The sequence below is a fragment of the Rhizobium sp. IY2 genome (assembly GCF_047532935.1).
Lineage (GTDB): Bacteria > Pseudomonadota > Alphaproteobacteria > Rhizobiales > Rhizobiaceae > Rhizobium > Rhizobium anhuiense.
Genome location: NZ_JBLKNU010000002.1, coordinates 952739 through 971148 on the forward strand (window position 1 = coordinate 952739; position 18410 = coordinate 971148).

The following is an 18410-nucleotide window of genomic DNA, read 5'->3' on the forward strand; positions in this document are numbered from 1 at the left end:
GTCAGTTCTCCAGGCGCCATTTGAGGATCACGCCGCCCTGAGCATTGTGGTCCAGAGCGGGGATGGCCGAGAGAAGCCGTTGTGTGTAGGCCTCCTTCGGCCTGTCGAAAACCGTATCGCGGTCGCCCTGCTCGATGATCCGGCCGTCCTGCATGACGACGACACGATCGGCCACCTGTTCGACCACGCCGAGATCGTGGCTGATGAACAGGCAGGAAAAGCCGTAGCGTTTTTGCAGATCGGACAGGAGTTCGAGCACCTGCGCCCTGACCGTCACGTCGAGGGCCGATACCGGTTCGTCGGCGATCAGGAATTTCGGCCGGCGCGCAATGGCCCGGGCAATCGCCACGCGCTGACGCTGGCCGCCCGAAAGTTCATGCGGGTAGCGCCCGGCGTAGTCGGCCCCAAGCCCGACTTCCTCCAGCGTCTCCAGGGCGCGCGTGCGCTTTGCCGCAGCGTCGAGATCGGGAACGAGCCGCAGCGCTTCTTCCACAAGCGCGACGATGGTCATGCGCGGATCGAGCGAGGAATAAGGATCCTGAAACACCATCTGGCAATTCAGCCGATAGTCCATCCAGTTGTCGTCGCGGCTGCGTCCCCTGAACCGGATATCGCCTTCGCTCTCCCGGACCAGTCCGGCAATGGTGCGGCCGAGCGTGGTCTTGCCGGAACCCGAACCGCCGACCAGTGCCACGACTTCGCCCTCGTGGATATCGATGCTGACGCCATGCAGCGCCCGCTTTGGCGTTGCCTTTTTCATCAGCGACCGCCGGCCCGGATAATCGACGACGATATCCCGTGCCGAGACCATCGGCGCCTTGGTCTTGTCGATCGTCCGGGTCTCTCCGCGGAACGGCAGGGAGCAAAGCAGTTTCTTCGTATAGGCACGCTGTGGTGCGTCGAGCAGATCGGCGGTGCGTCCTTCTTCGACGATCACGCCCTTTTCCATGACAACGATGCGGTTGGTGTAGCGGGCAACCATCGGCAGGTCGTGACTGATCAGCAGCACGGCGGTGCCTTCCGCCTGCGTCAGTTCCACCATCAATTCCATGACATCGCGCTGGATCACGGCATCGAGCGCCGTCGTCGGCTCGTCGGCGATCAACAGCGCCGGTTTCAGCAGCATGACCGATGCCAGCATGATGCGCTGGCGCATGCCGCCCGAGAATTCATGCGGATAGGAAGTGAGCGCCCCGGCGGGATCGCGGATCCCGACCCGGTTCAGCATGTCAAGGATCCGGCTGCGCCGCTCTTCCTGCGAAAATTTCGTATGCAGCTGCAACCCTTCTTCGAGTTGGCGGCCGACGGTCATCGAGGGATTGAGCGAGGTCATCGGTTCCTGGAAGACGACACCGATTTCCGCACCGCGCAATTGGCGCAATTGCGCAGCGCTCATCGCAAGCACGTCGCGTCCCTTGTAGGCAACGGAGCCGCCGATCACCTTGATCGGCGCCGGCAGCAGCGAGATCAGGGCGCGTGTTGCCAGCGTCTTGCCCGATCCGCTTTCCCCGACGATGCCGAAGATCTCGCCTGGCGCGATGTCGAAGCTCACGTTCTTGACGACCTGCACACCGGTGCCGGCGACCTGAAGCGACAGGTTGCGGACATTCAAAAGCGTTTCCTTGGTCATTTCAGTCCCCTCATCCGCGGATCAAGCTTGTCTCGAAGAGCGTCGCCCAGAAGATTGATTCCGAGGAGCGTCAGGGCGATCGCCAGGCCCGGGAAGAGACCCAGCCAGACCGCCTGCTCGATGAATGGCCGGCCGGCGGCCAGCATGTTGCCCCAGGTGGGCGCCGGTGGCGGCACGCCGAGGCCGAGAAAGCTGAGCGCGCTTTCCGAAAGGATCGCCCAGCCGAACATCGAGGTCGCAAGCACGGTGATCGGGGCGATGCAATTGGGGAGGATATGGCGGAACATGGTGTAGAGCTCGCCATTGCCCATCACCTTGGAAGCCTCGATGAACTCCCGCTCGCGCAGCGACAGAACGGCACCCCGGACAACCCGGGCCATCGAGGGCGAATAGGCAATGCCCAGCGCGAAGATGATGCCATATTGGTTGGCGCCGAAGACGGCGAGCAAACCGAGCGCCAGCAAAATGCCCGGAAAGGCGAGAAGCGCATTGTTGACGGCCATGATGACTGCATCGATCCAACCGCGGGCGTAACCGCTGACGAGACCGATCAGCGTGCCGCAGACCGTCGCGAATGTGACCGTCAAGGTGCCGATCCAGACGCTCGCCCGGGCGCCGACGATCAGGCGGCTGAGTACGTCGCGGCCGAATTCGTCGGTTCCGAGCCAGTGGGCGCTGCTTGGCGCCGCCAGCCGCGCGGTGAAGCCGAGCTTCATCGGATCATAGGGGGTCCAGAAAAGGCCTATCGCAGCGGAGATGAGCAATGCGGCAATCAGAATGCTGCCGATGAAGCCGTTGAACGTGACGTTTTTCATTCGGCGACTACCCGCGGATCGAACAAGGGATAGAGCAGGTCGACGACCAAATTGACCAGCACATAGGAAAGCGAGACGAACAGCAGACACCCCTGGATCACCGGGTAATCGCGGGCAAAAATACTGTCGACCATCAGTCGCCCGAGTCCCGGAATGGTGAAGACCGTCTCGATGACGGCAATGCCGCCGAGCAGATTGCCGAGGATCAGACCGATGACTGTCCAGGTCGGGCCGAAGGCATTCTTGAAGGCGTGCCGCCAGAGGACGGCGCTTTCGGAAAGCCCCTTGGCCCGGGCGTGGGTGATATAGTCGAGACGCAGCACTTCCAGCGTCGAGGCGCGTGCCATGCGGATCAACACACCCATCTCGTGAATGACCAGAGTCATGATCGGCAGCACGAGATAGAGCAGGCCGCCGGTGAGGTTGCTGCCGATCGAGACATAGCCGAGCACCGGCAGCCAGCTGAGTTTCAAGCCGAAGAAAAGCAGAAGCAGGAGGCCGAGCCAGAATGTCGGGATCGACAGCAGGATCGTGGCCGTGCCGACCAGCGCAAGGTCCGTCAGACTGTTTTGCCGCCAGGCGGCGATGACGCCGGCCGGCACGGCGATGAGGCTTGCCAGAAGCACGGCGACGACGACGACTTCGGCGCTGACCAGAAAACGTGAAGCGACGAGCGGCAGCACCGCCTCGTCATTGACGATCGAGCGGCCGAAGTCACCCTGCACGACATTGGCGGTCCAGATCAGGAACTGCTCAGGCAGCGATTTGTCGAGGCCGAGTTCCGAGCGCATTGCCGCGATCTGATCCGGCTCAGCCATATCCCCCAGCATCAGTGCCGCCGGATCGCCGGGTATGAAGCGGATCAGGGTGAAGACAGTCACCGAAACGAGGACGATCGTCGGCAATGCCATCAGCAGGCGGTTTAGAACGAATTTCAGCATTTTTGTTCCCCGCGATGGGCGACGGACTGTGCCCGGCGCCATCGGTTTCGTTGCCGCAGACTATGATCGAATGAAGAAATATCCGCAATATTATGCGATTCCGTCATAAGTCTATGCGGAATACGACCGCAACCAAAGCGACTGCGTTCGCGCAAGGCTTCAGGCTAATAGCTTAATTTCAAACGTCTTTTTGCGAAAGCCGGATCTGTCGCTTCAAGGCGTCGCTCAGAGCGTGGGCAGCAATCGAGAGTGGCGTCCCGACCGCCCTCGCCAATCCGAATTCCTGGGTCGCGCGTGGCACGAAAGGACGGTGAACCACCGGCAGGTGGCGATAGAGATTGGCATAAAAGCTGCTGATGATCGTGACCCCAAGGCCATGCGCGACATAGGAACAGGCGGAACTGTTGGTATGTGTCTCGATCTTGACGATCTGCTTGATGCCGGCTCGCCGGAAGGTCTGGTCGAGCGCCATGCGGTTCGGCCGTTGGCGCCCGATCAGAATGAGAGGAACGTCGCGCAAATTCTTGACCGTGATTTCCTCCAGTTTCGCAAGAGGATGATCCTTCGGAACGACGCAGACGCTTTCGCCGGTGGCGACGCGCTCGACCTCGATGCCCGGTCCGCTCTCGCCCTCCATGCGCAGAAAGCCGAAATCGATCACCCTCTGCCCGACAAGCTTGTTGATCGCAGTCGTCGTCTCGAAGAAGGTCTCGATCCGCACACCGGGGAAATCCCTGATATAATCGACCAGCATGGCCGGCGCGAAATGCTCCCACATGCTGCTCGGCAGGCCGATGCGGACGATCTCCGGACCGGCTGCGCCGCTTCTTAGGTCCTCCGCATGACCCGACATCCGATCGACCGCCAGCAAGATGTTCTCGGCATCGCGGGCAAGAAGCAGGGCCTCGGGCGTGGGAATGAGACGGCCTTTGTCGCGCACAAAAAGCGACATCGAAAGATCCGCCTCGAGCTGCTGGAGGAGGCGGCTGACACCGGACTGGCTGAGACCCATCGTCTTTGCCGTGGCAATCGTCGACCCCGTCGCCAGAAGCGTGCGCAGGACTTCCAGTTGCTTGATATTCATGCGTTTGCGATCCCCCGGGACAGTCCAAGCACCGTCATCATGCCCAGTCCGAAATGCTTTGAAGGAAGAGGCTGGCGGCCTTGGGCATCGGAAATTTCTCGCCGCTGATCAGCGCGTAGGCAACCGGCAGTTCCGGTTCGAGCGGGATGAACTGCAGCGGCAGCGTCGCATATTCGCGGGCGATGATCTCACCGACCAGCGCAATGCCGAGCCCTTGGGCGGCCAGAGCGCAGGCACTCGCCACCGAATGCGCCTCGAGCAGGGGGCGTTGGCGGATGCCGGCCTTGTAGAACAATGCCTCCAGTTCATGGCGAACCGGCCGCTCCCTGTTCAGCATGATCAGATCCTGCCCCTTCAGGTCACCCACCGACAATAGGCGGCTGCCGGCCTTGGGATGATCGTTGTGCAGGACGCAAACAATCCGCGACGACAGCACCTTCTCCTGTTTCAACCCCGGGCTCATCAGCGGCAGCCGCGCGAAACCGAGATCGGCCTCGCCGTCGGCCACCATCCGCTCTATTGCGAGATAACTGCCGGATGCAATTTCGACGCGCATCGGACCATTGGCTGCGAGAAAATTCTTCACCAGCTTCGGAATGCGCGTCGAGGAAAGGCTGGAGGGAAAGGCGAGCCGCAGCATGATCTCGCGCGACCGACCGCTCTCGAGCTCCATCGCCGCGGTTTTCAAGGCGCGCAGCCGGTCGGAAATGGCGCGGATTTCCGGGCCGAGCTGCAGTCCCTCGCGGGTCGGTTGAAGCCGGTTCTTTTCCCGTTCGAACAGCCGGACGCCGAGATAGTCTTCCAGTTGCTGCAACAAACGGCTGGCATTCGATTGCGAGATACCAAGCTCGACGGAAGCGGCGATGGTCGAGCCCGTCGCGGCGATGGCGTCATAGGCCTCGATATGCTTCAGGCTGATCGCCGCACTCGTGTCTCGCGCCATTCTATCTCCAATGTCGATAGCCCTACCCGCGATCCGCATAAGATTGCGGAGCTGCGGAAAGTTGAACATTTTCCGCGCAGAACCAAACTCACGGAAAGACTTTCGTCAATGGCCACCATTCTCTGGAAGATCGCGGAACAGCTCCTGTCGCGACCGACGTTCTCAAACCGCGCCATAGACCGGGCAAGAGATGCTGTGGTGGACACCATCGGCTGCATGATTGCAGGCAGCAGCGATGAAAGCGTTGTCGCACTCATCCGCGCCTTCGACGGAGAAATCGCCGGAGGCGGCGAAGCGCGGCTCGTCACCGGCGGCTCCGCGTCGCCTTCGCTCGCCGCACTCATCAACGCAACCGCGGCGCATGCGCTGGATTTCGATGACAATTTCCATCCGGCGAGGGCGCATGCTTCCGCGGTGCTGGTGCCCGCACTGCTGGCGGTTCTGACCAGCGGCAAGGTGACAAGCGGAAGACGGTTTCTCGAGGCCTACCTGGCCGGGCTGGAAGCGCAAGCGGCGGTCGGCTTCGGCGTCAATCCCTCTCACTACAACAGGGGCTGGCACGCGACAGCGACGGTCGGCAGCATCGGGGCTGCGGCTGGCGTGGCACGGCTTCTCGGCGCCGACGAAGACGGCGTAGCCGCAGCGATGAGCCTTGCGACGAGCTTCGCCTGCGGCCCGAAAGGGCAATTCGGCACGACCGCGAAACCGCTTCACGCCGGCATTGCCGCGCGCCATGCCGTGGATGCGGCGCGCATGGCGCTGGCGGGCATGAGCGGGCGGCCGGATATCCTCGAGCGGCCGCAAGGCTTCCTCGATCTTTTCGGGGGCGATGATGCCAAGGGCTGGGAGGGACTGACCTTCGAGCAGGAGCATATCATCGAAAGCCGCGGCGTGGTGACCAAGCGCCATCCCTGTTGCGCCTCGACCCATCGCGCCATCGACGCGCTTCTGGAACTGAAGCAGGAGCATGGGCTTCTGGCTGGCGACATTGCCAGGATCGAGACGAAAGTCGGCATATCCGCTGCCCGCAACCTCGCTTATCCCAACCCCGCCGATGAGATGCAGGCCCGCTTCTCGATGCAATATTGCCTGGCGACAGCTTTCCTCAAAGGCTCCCTTAGCCTTTCGGACTTTACGCGGCAGGAGATTGGGCGGCCGGAAATCCGGGAACTCATGCCGTGCATCGAAATGCAGTCCTATTCGGCCGAAGAGGAAAAAGGTGTGGAGCGCCTCCCGCACGTCGTCACCGTCACGACGCGCGATGGGCGCATCTTGAGCAAGTCTCGCTTGCATGCAAAGGGATCGCTCGAAGAGCCGATGAGTGTGCAGGAACGCGAAGTCAAGTTCATGGACTGCTTGCGCTGGGGAAATCGGAATGTGTCCGAGGCCTCTTTCCTGCAGCTTCGCAAGCTTGCCGATTCTGAAAACCTGTCCGGCGACGGTGCCTTCTGGAACCTGATCACAGGCCGTCAGTCGCCTTGACAGGCCACGGGACGGATAGCAGCGGGGAAAGGCTCCCCGCCGCAGCTCGTTCAAATCCGGCCTTCTCAGGCGAGATATTTCGTAAACCAGTCGACCGTTCGCTGCCAGGCGAGCTTGGCTGCCGCCTCGTCGTAGCGGGGCGTGGAATCATTGTGAAAGCCGTGATTGACGTCGGGATAGATGTAGGCCTCGAATGTTTTTCCCGATGCCTTCAGCGCAGCTTCATAGGCCGGCCAGCCTTCGTTGATCCCCTTGTCCAACCCGGCATAATGGAGAAGCAAGGGCGCCTTGATCTTCGGCACGTCCTCGGCGCGCGGCTGCCTGCCGTAAAAGGGCACGGCCGCGGCAAGTTCCGGATAGGCCACCGCCGCGGCGTTGGCGACGCCGCCGCCATAGCAGAAGCCGGTGATGCCGACCTTGCCGGTGGTGAGATCGTTATGCATCAAAAATTCGACCGCCGCGAAGAAGTCGTTCATCAGCTTTTCCGGGTCGACCTTCTGCTGAAGCTCCCGCCCCTTTTCGTCATTGCCGGGGTAGCCTCCGACCGACGTCAGGCCATCCGGGGCAAGTGCTACGAAACCCGCCTTTGCCACGCGGCGCGCCACATCCTCGATATAGGGGTTCAGGCCCCTGTTCTCGTGAACGACCACCACGGCCGCGACTTTGCCGGTCACGTTTTTCGGGCGGACGAGATAGGCGCGCACATCTCCATTTCCCTTTGGCGAGGGATAGGTGATGTATTCGGCTGATATGTCGGGATCGGTGAACTCGACCTGGGTCGCCAGCGCATAGTCAGGGCTCAGCGACGCAAGAATGGCGGCCGCCGTCACGCCGCCGACGGCGAATTTGCCGGCCCGGTCGAGAAACTCACGCTTGGTAATTCTCCCGTGGGCGTAATAATCGTAGAGTTCGAGAAGTTCCTGAGGGAAATCCTTGGCTGTCATACGCGTCATGATGGCTCCTCCTGCCTCCTTGTTCTCGCACCATCCTACACAGGTAAGCTCGCGACTCTTTTCAACATTTCGCGAGTTTCGCGTGAGCTTGTCGGCCGGGGCAACCGCGCCGAATGACTGCCTTGGCTTCGGGAGCGTGCGCACCAACGTCCATCCGGCGAACCGCGTCCGCCCAGTTGTTGCAAGCAATGGGCCGCCCGCTATCGATCTATGAAAATTAATTTCATACTCGCGCTTTGAGGCCCGTTTTCTATTGACGCCTCTCGATTTTTGTCCCAACTTAAAGAAAATAAATTACTAAATGGGAACTTGATCGGCATGAAAGTGGGAATCATTGGGCTAGGATTCCGGCTCGGCTATCTCGGCTATGTTTTCAAGGCAATCGATAGCAGCTTCGACATTGTCGGCTATGTGGATCCGGAACCCGCCGGACTTCCCGGATTGACGGAAAAGGGCATTTCAGTCGGCAAGGCCTATGGTTCGCCGGAAGAACTCCTCGCTTCCGAAAAGCTCGATCTGCTGATGATCGGCTCCCCCAATCACCTCCATCTCGACCATATCAGGCTCGGCCTTCAGGCCGGTCTCAAGGTCTTCTGTGAAAAGCCGATCGTCACGACCATCGCAGAAAGCATCGAGCTTGCCCATCTGATGGCAAAATTCGGCCACGAGCGGCTGATGGTCGGTCTCGTGCTGCGTTATTCCCCTCTTTATAAGGATCTCCGCGCCATCCAGGCCGAGGGCAAGCTCGGTCAGATCGTGTCGATCGAGGCCTCCGAACATATCGAGCCTTATCACGGCGCCTTCTTCATGCGCGACTGGCGCCGCTACGAGCGTTACTCCGGCAGCTTCATGCTGGAGAAATGCTGTCACGACCTCGATCTTTACAATGGCGTGGTCGGCGCACGGCCGGAACGCGTCGCCAGTTTCGGCGGCCGCAAGAGCTTCATTCCGGCCAACGATCCGGCGCGCGAGGGCATCAACGACCTCGAACTCTTCCACCGCAAGCCGAGCGGATGGATGGGCTCGGACAAGGTCTTCGACAGCGATGCCGATATCATCGACTACCAGGTGGCGATCGTCGAATATGCCAATGGCGTCGGCATGAACTTTCACACCAATCTCAACGTGCCCGACCAGTTCCGCCGTTTCGCCATCATGGGGTCGCGCGGCATGGCCGAAGGCGATTTCGTGCGCGGCTATCTCGACGTTCACGAACAGCTGACCGGCAACAAGGTGGTCGAAAACAAATATGCCGCCACCGAGCTCTCCCAGCATTACGGCGCCGATGAACAGATGGCGAGCGACCTGCTTGAAAGCGTGCGCACCGGGCTCGAACTTCCCGTTTCCACGCTGAATGCGCTCGAAGCCGGCATTCTGGCTCTGGCGATGGACGAGGCGAGGATGAAGAAAACGGTCGTCGATCTCAGACCGATCTGGGACCGTTTCGACGAAGCCCTTCACGCAAGAGCGGCTTGAGGAGAGTGGCAAGATGAGTGTTCAAAGAAGCACGGTCATCTTCGCCTGGATCCTTCTTCTCCCGGCTGTCCTCTACGTTCTGGCGATCGTCGCCTATCCGCTGGTCGATACGTTCATTCTCTCCTTCACCGATGCATCGCTGAGGAAGACCACCAATTGGGTGGGCTGGATCAACTACGAGAAGATCTTCAATGAGCGGTTTGCGGAAGTCATCTTCCGGACCTTCATCTGGACGTTCTTCTCGGTCGCCCTGAAAATGGTGATCGGCACCTTCGGCGCATGCATGCTGAATGCCGCCGTACCAGGCCGCTCCTTGTTCCGGCTTTTGACCATGCCGCCATGGATCGTGCCGATGGCCATTGGCATCTTCATGTGGGGCTGGATGTATAACGGCCAGTTCGGAATGATATCAGGCCTGTTGCAGCGCTTCGGTCTCGTCGACGGCCCGGTCGCCTTCCTCGCCTATGGCAGCACCGCCTTCTGGGCAACGATCATCACCGATGTGTGGATCGGCGTGCCGCTGGTGACGATCTACTTCCTGGCGGCGATCCAATCCATTCCGAAGGATCTTTATGAGGCTGCCTGGACCGACGGCGCCGGCCGCTGGTACCGCTTCCGCCGCATCACCCTGCCGCTGATGGTTCCGGCGATCATCACCATGTCGATGCTGTCGCTGATCGCCACCTTCAACTCGTTCGACATCATTTGGATCCTGACGCAGGGCGGACCGAGCGGCGAGACGACGACGATGATCATCGATACCTATCAGACGGCGATCGGTTCGAAGAAATACGGGGAAGGTGCAGCGCGCGCTGTGTTGATCTGCATCTTCCTGTCGCTCTTCTGCTTCGCCTATTTCCGCGTCACCCGCCGTCTCAATCCGGAGAAGCGCGCATGAGCAGTGCCGCCATGATCGACCGTTACCGCTGGTGGGAAATCATCCTGATCTATTGCGGCATCGCGATGTTTCTGTTCTTCGTGCTGTCGCCCTTCGTCGAGGGCTTCCTGGTGTCGCTGAAGCCGCTCGCCCAGCTCTTTTCCTCGCCTTACCGCTTCTGGCCGGAGAACGGCTCGTTCGAAGCCTACCGGACAATGTGGATCAGCGTTCCGGGCTTCGGGCGCTATATCTTCAACTCGTTCTTCATCTCGATCATCGTCACGCTGATCGTGCTCTGCCTCGTCATTCCGGCGGCTTACGCCTTCGCGAAGTTCGAATTCAAGGGCATGGGGATCCTGCTCGGCGCGTTCCTGACGGTGAACATGTTCTCCGGCGCCGTGCTGTTGATCCCGCTCTTCCGGCTGATGCGCAGCATGGGCGTGCTCAACACCTATCTCGCCATGATCGTGCCGGGCGTCGCCTTCCTGATCCCGTCGGCGATCTGGCTGCTGCGCACCTATATGATCCGCATTCCACAGGAGCTCAACGAAGCGGCCTACATGGATGGCGCCAGCCATTTCTACACGCTGCGCCGTGTCATCCTGCCCATTGCGATGCCGGGGATTATCGTCGTCGCCATAACCACCTTCATCGGCGCTTACGCCCAGCAATTCATCTTCGCGCTGACGTTCAACTCGAAGAGCGAATACATGCCCTTGCCGGTGGGGCTCTTTGCTTACTTCGGCAAGCAGGAGGTCATCTGGAACGAACTGATGGCGGCTTCCTTCGTCGGTATCGCGCCGGCGATGGTCGTCATCTTCTTCCTTCAGCGCTACCTTGTCGGCGGGCTGACCGCCGGTGCGGTGAAACAATAAGACCAAAAAACGAGTGAACAGCTAACACAAGAATGGGAGTCACGACGTGAGCATTACCATCAAGACAGGCCTGATGGCCCTCGCCTTGCTCGGTTCGACGGCATTGACCGCAGTCACTGCCCAGGCGGCCGACAAGGAAATCAGCTGGATCTATTGCGGCGACACGATCGACCCGGTCCACACCAAATACATCAAGCAGTGGGAAGAAAAGAACGCAGGTTGGAAGGTCACGCCCGAAGTTGTCGGCTGGGCGCAGTGCCAGGACAAGGCAACGACGCTCGCCGCCGCCGGCACGCCCGTTGCCATGGCCTATGTCGGCTCGCGCACGCTGAAGGAATTCGCGCAGAACGACTTGATCGTCCCGGTGCCGATGACCGATGACGAAAAGAAGAGCTACTATCCGCACATCGTCGACACGGTGACCTTCGAGGATACCCAGTGGGGCGTCCCGATCGCTTTCTCCACCAAGGCGCTTTACTGGAACAAGGACCTCTTCAAGCAGGCCGGCCTCGATCCCGAGAAGCCGCCGAAGACCTGGGCTGAAGAAATCGAAATGGCCAAGACCATCAAGGAAAAGACCGGCATTCCGGGCTTCGGTCTCTCCGCCAAGACCTTCGACAACACGATGCACCAGTTCATGCATTGGGTTTACACCAACAACGGCGCGGTGACGGATGCCGAAGGCAAGGTCACGCTCGACAGCCCGCAGATTCTCGCCGCGCTGAAGGCCTACAAGGATATCGTCCCCTACTCCGAGGAAGGCCCGACGGCCTATGAGCAGAACGAAGTCCGCGCCATCTTCCTCGACGGCAAGGTCGCCATGATCCAGGCAGGATCGGGCGCCGCCTCCAGGCTGAAGGAGACGAAGATTGCCTGGGGTATTGCGACGCTGCCGCTCGGTCCCGACGCCAAGGGACCCGGCACGCTGCTGATCACCGACAGCCTGGCGATCTTCAAGGGTTCGGGGGTCGAGGAGAAGGCGACGGAATTCGCCAAGTTCATCACCTCGCCCGACGTCCAGTCGGAATACGAGCTGCAGGGCGGTGCCGGCCTGACCCCGCTGCGCCCGTCGGCAAAGGTCGACGAGTTCGTCGCCAAGGATCCTTACTGGAAGCCGCTCATCGAGGGTATCAACTATGGTGGTCCCGAACCGCTCTTCACCGACTACAAGGGCTTCCAGAACTCGATCATCGAGATGATTCAGTCGGTGGTGACGGGCAAGGCCGAACCGGAAGCCGCGCTGAAGAAGGCTGCCGGCGAAATCGAAGCGTTCAAGTAAAGCGCTTTGGACTCTTTGGGATCGCGGGTGCACAGCCCGCGATCCCTCCCCGATCGAATGTGCGACAAGGCCGCCGGTGGAGACAGATTTTTGGGACAGCTCCTTCTCAACAAAGTTCAGAAGTTCTATGGCGACTACGAAGTTCTGAAGGGCGTGCAGCTCGAGGTGAGGAACGGCGAGTTCGTCGTCTTCGTCGGCCCGTCAGGCTGCGGCAAATCCACCCTGCTGCGCATGATTGCCGGTCTCGATGCGACGAGCGCGGGCGATATCGTTATCGATGGTATCAGGGTCAATGACCTGCCGCCGGTCAAGCGCGGCATCGCCATGGTGTTTCAGTCCTACGCGCTCTATCCGCACATGACAGTTTTCGAAAACATTGCCTTCCCGCTTCGCGTCGAAAGGATGGAAGAGGAAAAGCTCAAGGCCAAGGTGGAAAATGCCGCCCGCATCCTTCACCTCGAACAGCGGTTGCAGCAGAAACCCGGCATGCTGTCCGGTGGCCAGCGCCAGCGCGTCGCGATCGGCCGCGCCATCGTGCGCGAACCGAAGATCTTCCTGTTCGACGAGCCGCTTTCCAACCTCGACGCAGCACTGCGCGCCGACATGCGCATCGAGCTTGCCAAGCTGCACAGGCAGTTGAAGGCGACGATGATCTATGTGACGCACGATCAGGTCGAGGCGATGACCATGGCCGATCGTATCGTGGTGCTCGATTCCGGCGATATCTCGCAGACGGGGGCGCCGCTGGAGCTTTATCACAAGCCGGCAAACCAGTTTGTCGCCGGCTTCATCGGTAATCCGAAAATGAATTTCCTGCCGGTGACCTGCAAGGGCGTCAGCGCCAATGGCGTCGAGGTGGATTATCAGGGCCAGACAGCCGTTCTGCCAGTGACGCCGCGCGACGGCATGGTCGGCAAGGCTTTGACGCTCGGCATCCGGCCGGAGCATATCCAGCTCGGCGGCGGCGACATCGTCTTTACCGTGACGCCGACGGTCATCGAGCGCCTCGGGGCAAATACGGTCGCTTACGCCTCGCTGAACGGCGAAGCCGAGAATTTCTGCGCCATGCTGCCCGGCAGCGTCGGCATCCGCGCGGATGCGCCTGTCGCAACCGGCATCAATGCTGCGGACTGCCACCTCTTCGACGAGGCGGGCATTGCCTTCGAGCGGCGGGTGGAACTGACCGAAATCGATATGAACCTCATCAATCCGACGGCCGCCTAGGACGGATACATGCCGTGCGGACAAACAAGTGATGATTTTGAGCCGATCGATCAGTTTGTGCGAAGCGTGATGTCACGCGCAGATCTCGATGCTGAATCCGGTGAGGCCATTGGGCTTTATCTGGACAATCGAGAATATGAAATGGCTTTCGAGGGTCTGTTTTTAGAGCTTATCAAATCTCGAAAAACGATCAAACTAAACGCCAGCGAATGCATCGGCATGGCACGGCAGCTAAAGCTCGATAAAGAAACCGTATTTGACCACCAGTTCTGGTCAAAGTTTGAAACATACCTTCACGATATGCCCAAGTGACGCACTGAGCCCCGTCGAGCGGCGTTCCTCCCCTACCAGACGAGGCCGCGGGCCGCGACTTCCTCGACGCGGGTGACGACGCCACCGCGGTGGAAGACCATCGTATCGAACAGGTTGGATACCACGCAGGTGTGGTTCGGGATGATGAAGAGCTTCTCGCCGATCTGCGGCCGGGGGCCGGTGCAATTGGACAGATCGATGACGCCGTGTTCTTCCGAGAGGCTGCTGATCCGCGCTTGGGGATAACCGACGATCAGGCCGTAATCGCTGAAGCCCTGAAGATCCGAGGTCAGCGCCTTTGAGCCGGCATCGATGACGGCGCGGTCGACATTTGGGCGTGACACCACGGTCACCAGAACATGCATGGCGCAATCGTCCTCGGTGCAATGGCCCATGCGCACCATCTGGCGGTCGTTGTAGATGTAGGTGCCGGCGCGGTGTTCGGTGGCCGATTTGACGAGATGGGCCTCGAAGAGGCTGGGTGTGCCGCCATTGCTGACGATCGGGCAGGCAATGCCTTCGGCTTTCAGCTGTGCCAGCGTTTCAGCGATGAAGGCTTCCACGGCGGCCGCCGATTGCGGCTTCGGATAGGTCACGATGCCGCCGAAGGTCAGGCCGTCGGCGGCGGCGATGCGCTTGGCGAGCGAGGCCGCCTCCCCCGGCGTCTGTACGCCGCAGCGGCCAGCGCCGGTATCGCATTCGACCAGTACGTTCAGCGGCTTGTGGCCGGAGAAATGTGCTGCCAGCCCATCGACCGTCACTTCGCTGTCGGCGACGACCTTGAGCGCCGAAATCCTGTCGTTCAGCCTGGCCAGCCGCTCGATTTTCTGCGGTCCGAGGATATTGAAGGTGATGAGGATGTCCTCGAAGCCGGCCGCGGCGAAGACTTCGGCTTCCGTCACCTTCTGGCAATTGATGCCCTTGGCGCCCGCGGCAGTCTGCGCGACGGCCAGGGCCGGGATCTTGTGCGTCTTGATATGCGGCCGGAAGTTCAGCCCGTGCTGATCCATGTAGGATTGAACGCGGGCGATGTTTGCCGCCAGCCTGTCTTCGTCGATCACGGGACGCGGCGTCGAGAGGTCGGCGATCCTGTCGCCTGCCTTGGCGACGACGGCGAAGCTGGTATCAGGCATCTAGGCGGCTCCGCGTTCTATCCCATGTGGATCGGCGACGATCGGCCAGATGGTCTTCGGTGCCCGCTGGTACGGCGTCGTTGCCGGATTATTGGGATAGGGCGTTCCGGCGGAGCAGTAAAGGATTTCCGCTGCGATCTTCGAGAAGGACGCGAAGAAGTGGTTGGTGGATTTGATCACCAGGATCTTCTGCCTGGTGGGATCGATGCCCATCACCGAAAAAAGGCTCGGATCGAAGCTTTGGGCGCGGGTGGAATTGAGGATGATGTCGATGCCGTCAAGCACGATATGGGCGGCATCGCCGAAAGGTGCGAGGCTCTCGCCGAACTGCATCTCGGCGTTCTTCAAGAGCTTGACGATCTTCACGGTGCCGTCGATGGGGTTGCCGGTGCCGGGCGCCGACTTGGCGCCGAAGCGCAGCGGAATCTCCGCCCCCTCGCCCGCCGCAAAACAGATCTGCACGGCGACCGGATCCCAGATCGTGCCGATCGCGGCGCTGGTGACGCCGCGGGCCAGGAGTTCGCCGAGGACGACAGTGGCATCCCCTGCCGTGCCGCCGCCCGGATTGTCCCAGACGTCGGCAATGACGACGGGCCATGCGGTGGCGGCCATCGCCCGCGACACGGCTTCCTTCTCGTCGATCTGCGGAACCATGAAGGTGCCGCGCTTGGAAAACAGCTCCAGGCCGAGTTCGCGCGCCAGAGCCGCACCCTTTTCCGGCTTGTCGTCGGTCACGACAAGCAGCTTCGTTCCCATTTCGGGAACGTCGCCCACCATGAAGCCGTGGATCACCGAGATCGACAGGATGTCCGGATCATCTTTCTCGATCCGCATGATCTTGTCGACGAAGGAGCGCATCGGCTCGCGCGATGTCGGGAAGACGTCGATCATCTTGCAGTCGAACACCGACATATCAGGCTGGGCCCGGCCTTCCAGTGTTTCCACGGCGATGCGCCAGAGATCCTCGGCGCGATCGACGAAATCCGTATGCGGAAATTCCTTGAAATAGACGGCGAAATCGAGTGCCGCGACGCGTTTTACCGTGAGATGGCTGTGCGGATCGAGTTCGGCGCAGATCAGCACGTCGGGCCCGACCATCTCGCGCATGCGCGCGAGAAGATCGCCTTCCGTGTCCTCGTATCCGGCGGCCACCATGGCCCCATGCAGGCCCATCACGACAGCGTCGACCGGCATTGCCGCGCGGAGTTGATCGAGGATTTCGTCACGCAATTCTTCGTAGGTCGCCCGGTTGACGAGACCGGCGGGATCGGCCCAGGTGGCGGTTCCCTCGATCAGCTCCCAACCTTTTTCTCGGGCGACGCGCCTTCCGACGGTGATCGGTGCAGTGCAGAGCGTCGGCGTTTCCGGATGTTGGCCGGGCGGGGCATAAAGCGAGGCTTCGAATGCGCGGCGATCCACGCAGATCGGGGAAAAGGTGTTGGTCTCGGTCGCCAGTGCTGCGGTGAAAATGCGCAAGAAAGTGGCCTTCGTGTTGTCGTCCGCGCGTCAACCCATCGGGTTCGGCAGGTAGCCGGTGAAACCTGAGATTTTCCAGCGTCCTTGGTGAAGCCTGCAATAATAAAGCGTCTGCCATTGCATGATATCGCGGGTGCCGTCAGGCTTGGAAATGCCGCCGTCGAATTTCTTGCGGACAAGCGCCATGTCGCCTTCGATCTCGATATCCTCAAGCGTCGTCGTGGTGAAGATCGCCGTGCGCGCATCTTCCGCGAAACTCTGTGCGGCGAAATCCCTGGCCTGCCTCAGCCATTCCTCGCGATAGGCCGACAGCGTCGGAAATGCGAGGCGCCACTTGTCGGGGCTGACGGCCTTCTGACCGTCGATGCCGATGAAGCCCTCTTCGACGAAGTCATGCTCGACCATCGACCAGTCGGCGGCCAGAAAGGCATCGATATCGCGCGGAACGAGCATTTCCCAGATCGCAGACCGGGCGCTGTCGGACGGGAAAGGATTTAGGAAAGGATCGCGCATGTTTGCCCCGGATTGAAATTCTTTTCATAAATCGCGTTTTTCACTGGTCAAATTCCGCTTTCTATGGTCATTTGTCAACTTATCAAGAAAATAATTTGCAAGGACTTCAGCATGCCCATCAAGCGCTATGGCACTGTTCAAACCGGCGCCGGCGGCAAGGCGCTGCCTTTCGCACGTGCGGTCGAAGCCGACGGATGGCTGTATGTTTCCGGGCAGGTTGCGATGGAAGATGGCGAAATCATCGACGGTAACATCATTGCCCAGACCCACAAGACGATCGCCAATGTGCTGGCGATCCTCGATGAGGCCGGGTACGGCGTCGAGGACGTCGTGCGCGTCGGCGTCTGGCTCGACGATCCGCGCGACTTCTGGACCTTCAATAAAATCTATCAGGAGTATTTCGGCGAACATCCGCCGGCACGCGCCTGTGTGCAATCGTCGATGATGGTCGATTGCAAGGTTGAGATCGACTGCGTGGCCTATAAGAAGAAGGATGGATAGCGCGCCATCGGGGGGACGGGTTTGGATATCTTTTCGACATTGCAGGAAGACAAGAGCCGGCTCTCCCCCTCCGAGAGCCGCATCGCGGAAATCATCGTCAACGACTTCGAGTTTGCCGTGAACGCCTCGATCATCGAGCTGGCGGAACGGGCCGAGGTATCGCCGCCGACCGTCACCCGTTTTTGCCGTCGGCTGGGTTGCGAAAGTTTCTCCGACTTCAAGGTGCAGCTCGCCCGAACCGCCCATATCGGCGTGCGTTATCTGAAACCGGAATCGAAAAGCACCGACCCGGCCGATGTGGCCCAGGATATCATCACCAAGGCCCAGAACGCGTTGTTTCTCCTGCACCGGTCGCTTGATCTCGCCGCGATCGAAGCCGCCGTTTCGCATATCGCCAAGGCCGATATGATTTACGCCTTCGGCTCGGGCGGCAATTCGTCGATGATCGCGGACGAACTCCAGAATCGCCTCTTCCGTCTCGGGTTGCGCATCACGGCAAGTTCCGACCACAGCATGCAGCTGATGATGGCTGCCGCGGCAAGGCCCGGCGACGTGTTGATCGGCTCCTCCTTCTCGGGACGCAATACGGAGCTGGTGCGGGCCTTCGAGCTTGCCCGCCAGGCCAAGGTGAAGACGATCGCTCTGACCCAGACGGCAAGCCCGGTTGCCAAGGCTGCCGAGATCGTCGTGCCGATCGACCTTCCCGAAGGCAGCAATATCTATCGCCCGACCTCCACGCGCATCGCCTACATCGCGACGGTCGATATTCTGTCGAGCCTGGTCGCCTACGCCGTTCAGCCAAAGGCGACGACCACGCTTCGGCGCATCAAGCAGCAGCTGGTCATTCACCGCGACGGCGACGACCGGCAATTGCTTGGAGATTGAGGTTCATGAAC

The 18410-nt window shown here is 60.6% G+C and carries 18 protein-coding genes; 9 read left to right on the top strand and 9 right to left on the bottom strand.

The window, feature by feature from the left end:
• Position 1: 1 nt before the first annotated feature.
• The 5 genes from ACMUVN_RS13165 to ACMUVN_RS13185 form a co-directional block, all read right to left on the bottom strand.
• Positions 2-1630, bottom strand: coding sequence for an ABC transporter ATP-binding protein (locus ACMUVN_RS13165; RefSeq protein WP_183844825.1), 1629 nt, complete (start codon positions 1628-1630; stop codon positions 2-4).
• Positions 1627-2445 carry an ABC transporter permease gene (locus tag ACMUVN_RS13170; RefSeq protein ID WP_017992060.1) on the bottom strand — a complete coding sequence of 273 codons (819 nt, stop codon included), beginning with the start codon at positions 2443-2445 and terminating at the stop codon, positions 1627-1629. Before ACMUVN_RS13170 ends, ACMUVN_RS13165 begins: the two co-directional genes overlap by 4 nt.
• A complete protein-coding gene (locus tag ACMUVN_RS13175; RefSeq protein WP_047615028.1) occupies positions 2442-3386 on the bottom strand; it encodes an ABC transporter permease in 945 nt (314 codons plus the stop codon). Before ACMUVN_RS13175 ends, ACMUVN_RS13170 begins: the two co-directional genes overlap by 4 nt.
• 178 nt (positions 3387-3564) lie before the next feature.
• Complete coding sequence (locus ACMUVN_RS13180) at positions 3565-4470, bottom strand: LysR family transcriptional regulator (protein ID WP_414815150.1); 906 nt, start codon at positions 4468-4470, stop codon at positions 3565-3567.
• A 37-nt stretch (positions 4471-4507) separates the two neighbouring features.
• A complete protein-coding gene (locus tag ACMUVN_RS13185) occupies positions 4508-5482 on the bottom strand; it encodes a LysR family transcriptional regulator (RefSeq protein WP_414815151.1) in 975 nt (324 codons plus the stop codon).
• Between the two features lie 39 nt (positions 5483-5521).
• On the opposite strand from ACMUVN_RS13185, the gene ACMUVN_RS13190 reads away from it, so the two are divergent.
• Entirely contained in the window at positions 5522-6895 is a 1374-nt protein-coding gene (locus ACMUVN_RS13190) for an MmgE/PrpD family protein (protein ID WP_414815152.1), read from the top strand.
• A 65-nt stretch (positions 6896-6960) separates the two neighbouring features.
• Here ACMUVN_RS13190 and yghX read toward each other — a convergent pair whose 3' ends face one another.
• Positions 6961-7848, bottom strand: coding sequence for a YghX family hydrolase (gene yghX / locus ACMUVN_RS13195; protein ID WP_047613281.1), 888 nt, complete (start codon positions 7846-7848; stop codon positions 6961-6963).
• A 318-nt stretch (positions 7849-8166) separates the two neighbouring features.
• Here yghX and ACMUVN_RS13200 point away from each other — a divergent pair, with 318 nt between their 5' ends.
• The 6 genes from ACMUVN_RS13200 to ACMUVN_RS13225 all read left to right on the top strand — a co-directional run bounded on the left by ACMUVN_RS13200 (position 8167) and on the right by ACMUVN_RS13225 (position 13891).
• Positions 8167-9324 carry a Gfo/Idh/MocA family protein gene (locus ACMUVN_RS13200; RefSeq protein ID WP_047613509.1) on the top strand — a complete coding sequence of 386 codons (1158 nt, stop codon included), beginning with the start codon at positions 8167-8169 and terminating at the stop codon, positions 9322-9324.
• 13 nt (positions 9325-9337) lie between these two features.
• Positions 9338-10222, top strand: coding sequence for a carbohydrate ABC transporter permease (locus ACMUVN_RS13205; protein ID WP_047613282.1), 885 nt, complete (start codon positions 9338-9340; stop codon positions 10220-10222).
• On the top strand, positions 10219-11076 hold the full coding sequence (locus tag ACMUVN_RS13210; protein ID WP_047613283.1) for a carbohydrate ABC transporter permease: 858 nt from the start codon (positions 10219-10221) through the stop codon (positions 11074-11076). The genes ACMUVN_RS13205 and ACMUVN_RS13210 overlap by 4 nt, the downstream gene beginning before the upstream one ends.
• 73 nt (positions 11077-11149) lie before the next feature.
• The gene (locus ACMUVN_RS13215; protein WP_047613511.1) at positions 11150-12355 is read left to right on the top strand and encodes an ABC transporter substrate-binding protein; all 1206 of its coding nucleotides are present in this window, start codon (positions 11150-11152) and stop codon (positions 12353-12355) included.
• Between the two features lie 90 nt (positions 12356-12445).
• The gene (locus ACMUVN_RS13220) at positions 12446-13579 is read left to right on the top strand and encodes an ABC transporter ATP-binding protein (RefSeq protein ID WP_047613512.1); all 1134 of its coding nucleotides are present in this window, start codon (positions 12446-12448) and stop codon (positions 13577-13579) included.
• Between the two features lie 9 nt (positions 13580-13588).
• A complete protein-coding gene (locus ACMUVN_RS13225) occupies positions 13589-13891 on the top strand; it encodes a hypothetical protein (protein WP_063476201.1) in 303 nt (100 codons plus the stop codon).
• 32 nt (positions 13892-13923) lie between these two features.
• Here ACMUVN_RS13225 and ACMUVN_RS13230 read toward each other — a convergent pair whose 3' ends face one another.
• Genes ACMUVN_RS13230 through ACMUVN_RS13240 form a run of 3 tightly spaced genes read right to left on the bottom strand, consistent with a single transcriptional unit; the run spans position 13924 to position 17013 of the window.
• Entirely contained in the window at positions 13924-15024 is a 1101-nt protein-coding gene (locus tag ACMUVN_RS13230) for a D-TA family PLP-dependent enzyme (RefSeq protein ID WP_063476202.1), read from the bottom strand.
• Entirely contained in the window at positions 15025-16500 is a 1476-nt protein-coding gene (locus ACMUVN_RS13235; RefSeq protein ID WP_047613288.1) for a M81 family metallopeptidase, read from the bottom strand.
• A 30-nt stretch (positions 16501-16530) separates the two neighbouring features.
• A complete protein-coding gene (locus ACMUVN_RS13240) occupies positions 16531-17013 on the bottom strand; it encodes a hypothetical protein (RefSeq protein WP_047613290.1) in 483 nt (160 codons plus the stop codon).
• A 111-nt stretch (positions 17014-17124) separates the two neighbouring features.
• Here ACMUVN_RS13240 and ACMUVN_RS13245 point away from each other — a divergent pair, with 111 nt between their 5' ends.
• Both ACMUVN_RS13245 and ACMUVN_RS13250 read left to right on the top strand, forming a co-directional pair.
• Positions 17125-17514 (top strand): RidA family protein, encoded by a 390-nt coding sequence (locus ACMUVN_RS13245; RefSeq protein ID WP_012555064.1) that lies wholly within the window; start codon positions 17125-17127, stop codon positions 17512-17514.
• 21 nt (positions 17515-17535) lie between these two features.
• A complete protein-coding gene (locus tag ACMUVN_RS13250) occupies positions 17536-18399 on the top strand; it encodes a MurR/RpiR family transcriptional regulator (RefSeq protein WP_047613292.1) in 864 nt (287 codons plus the stop codon).
• The last annotated feature ends 11 nt before the right edge of the window (positions 18400-18410 follow it).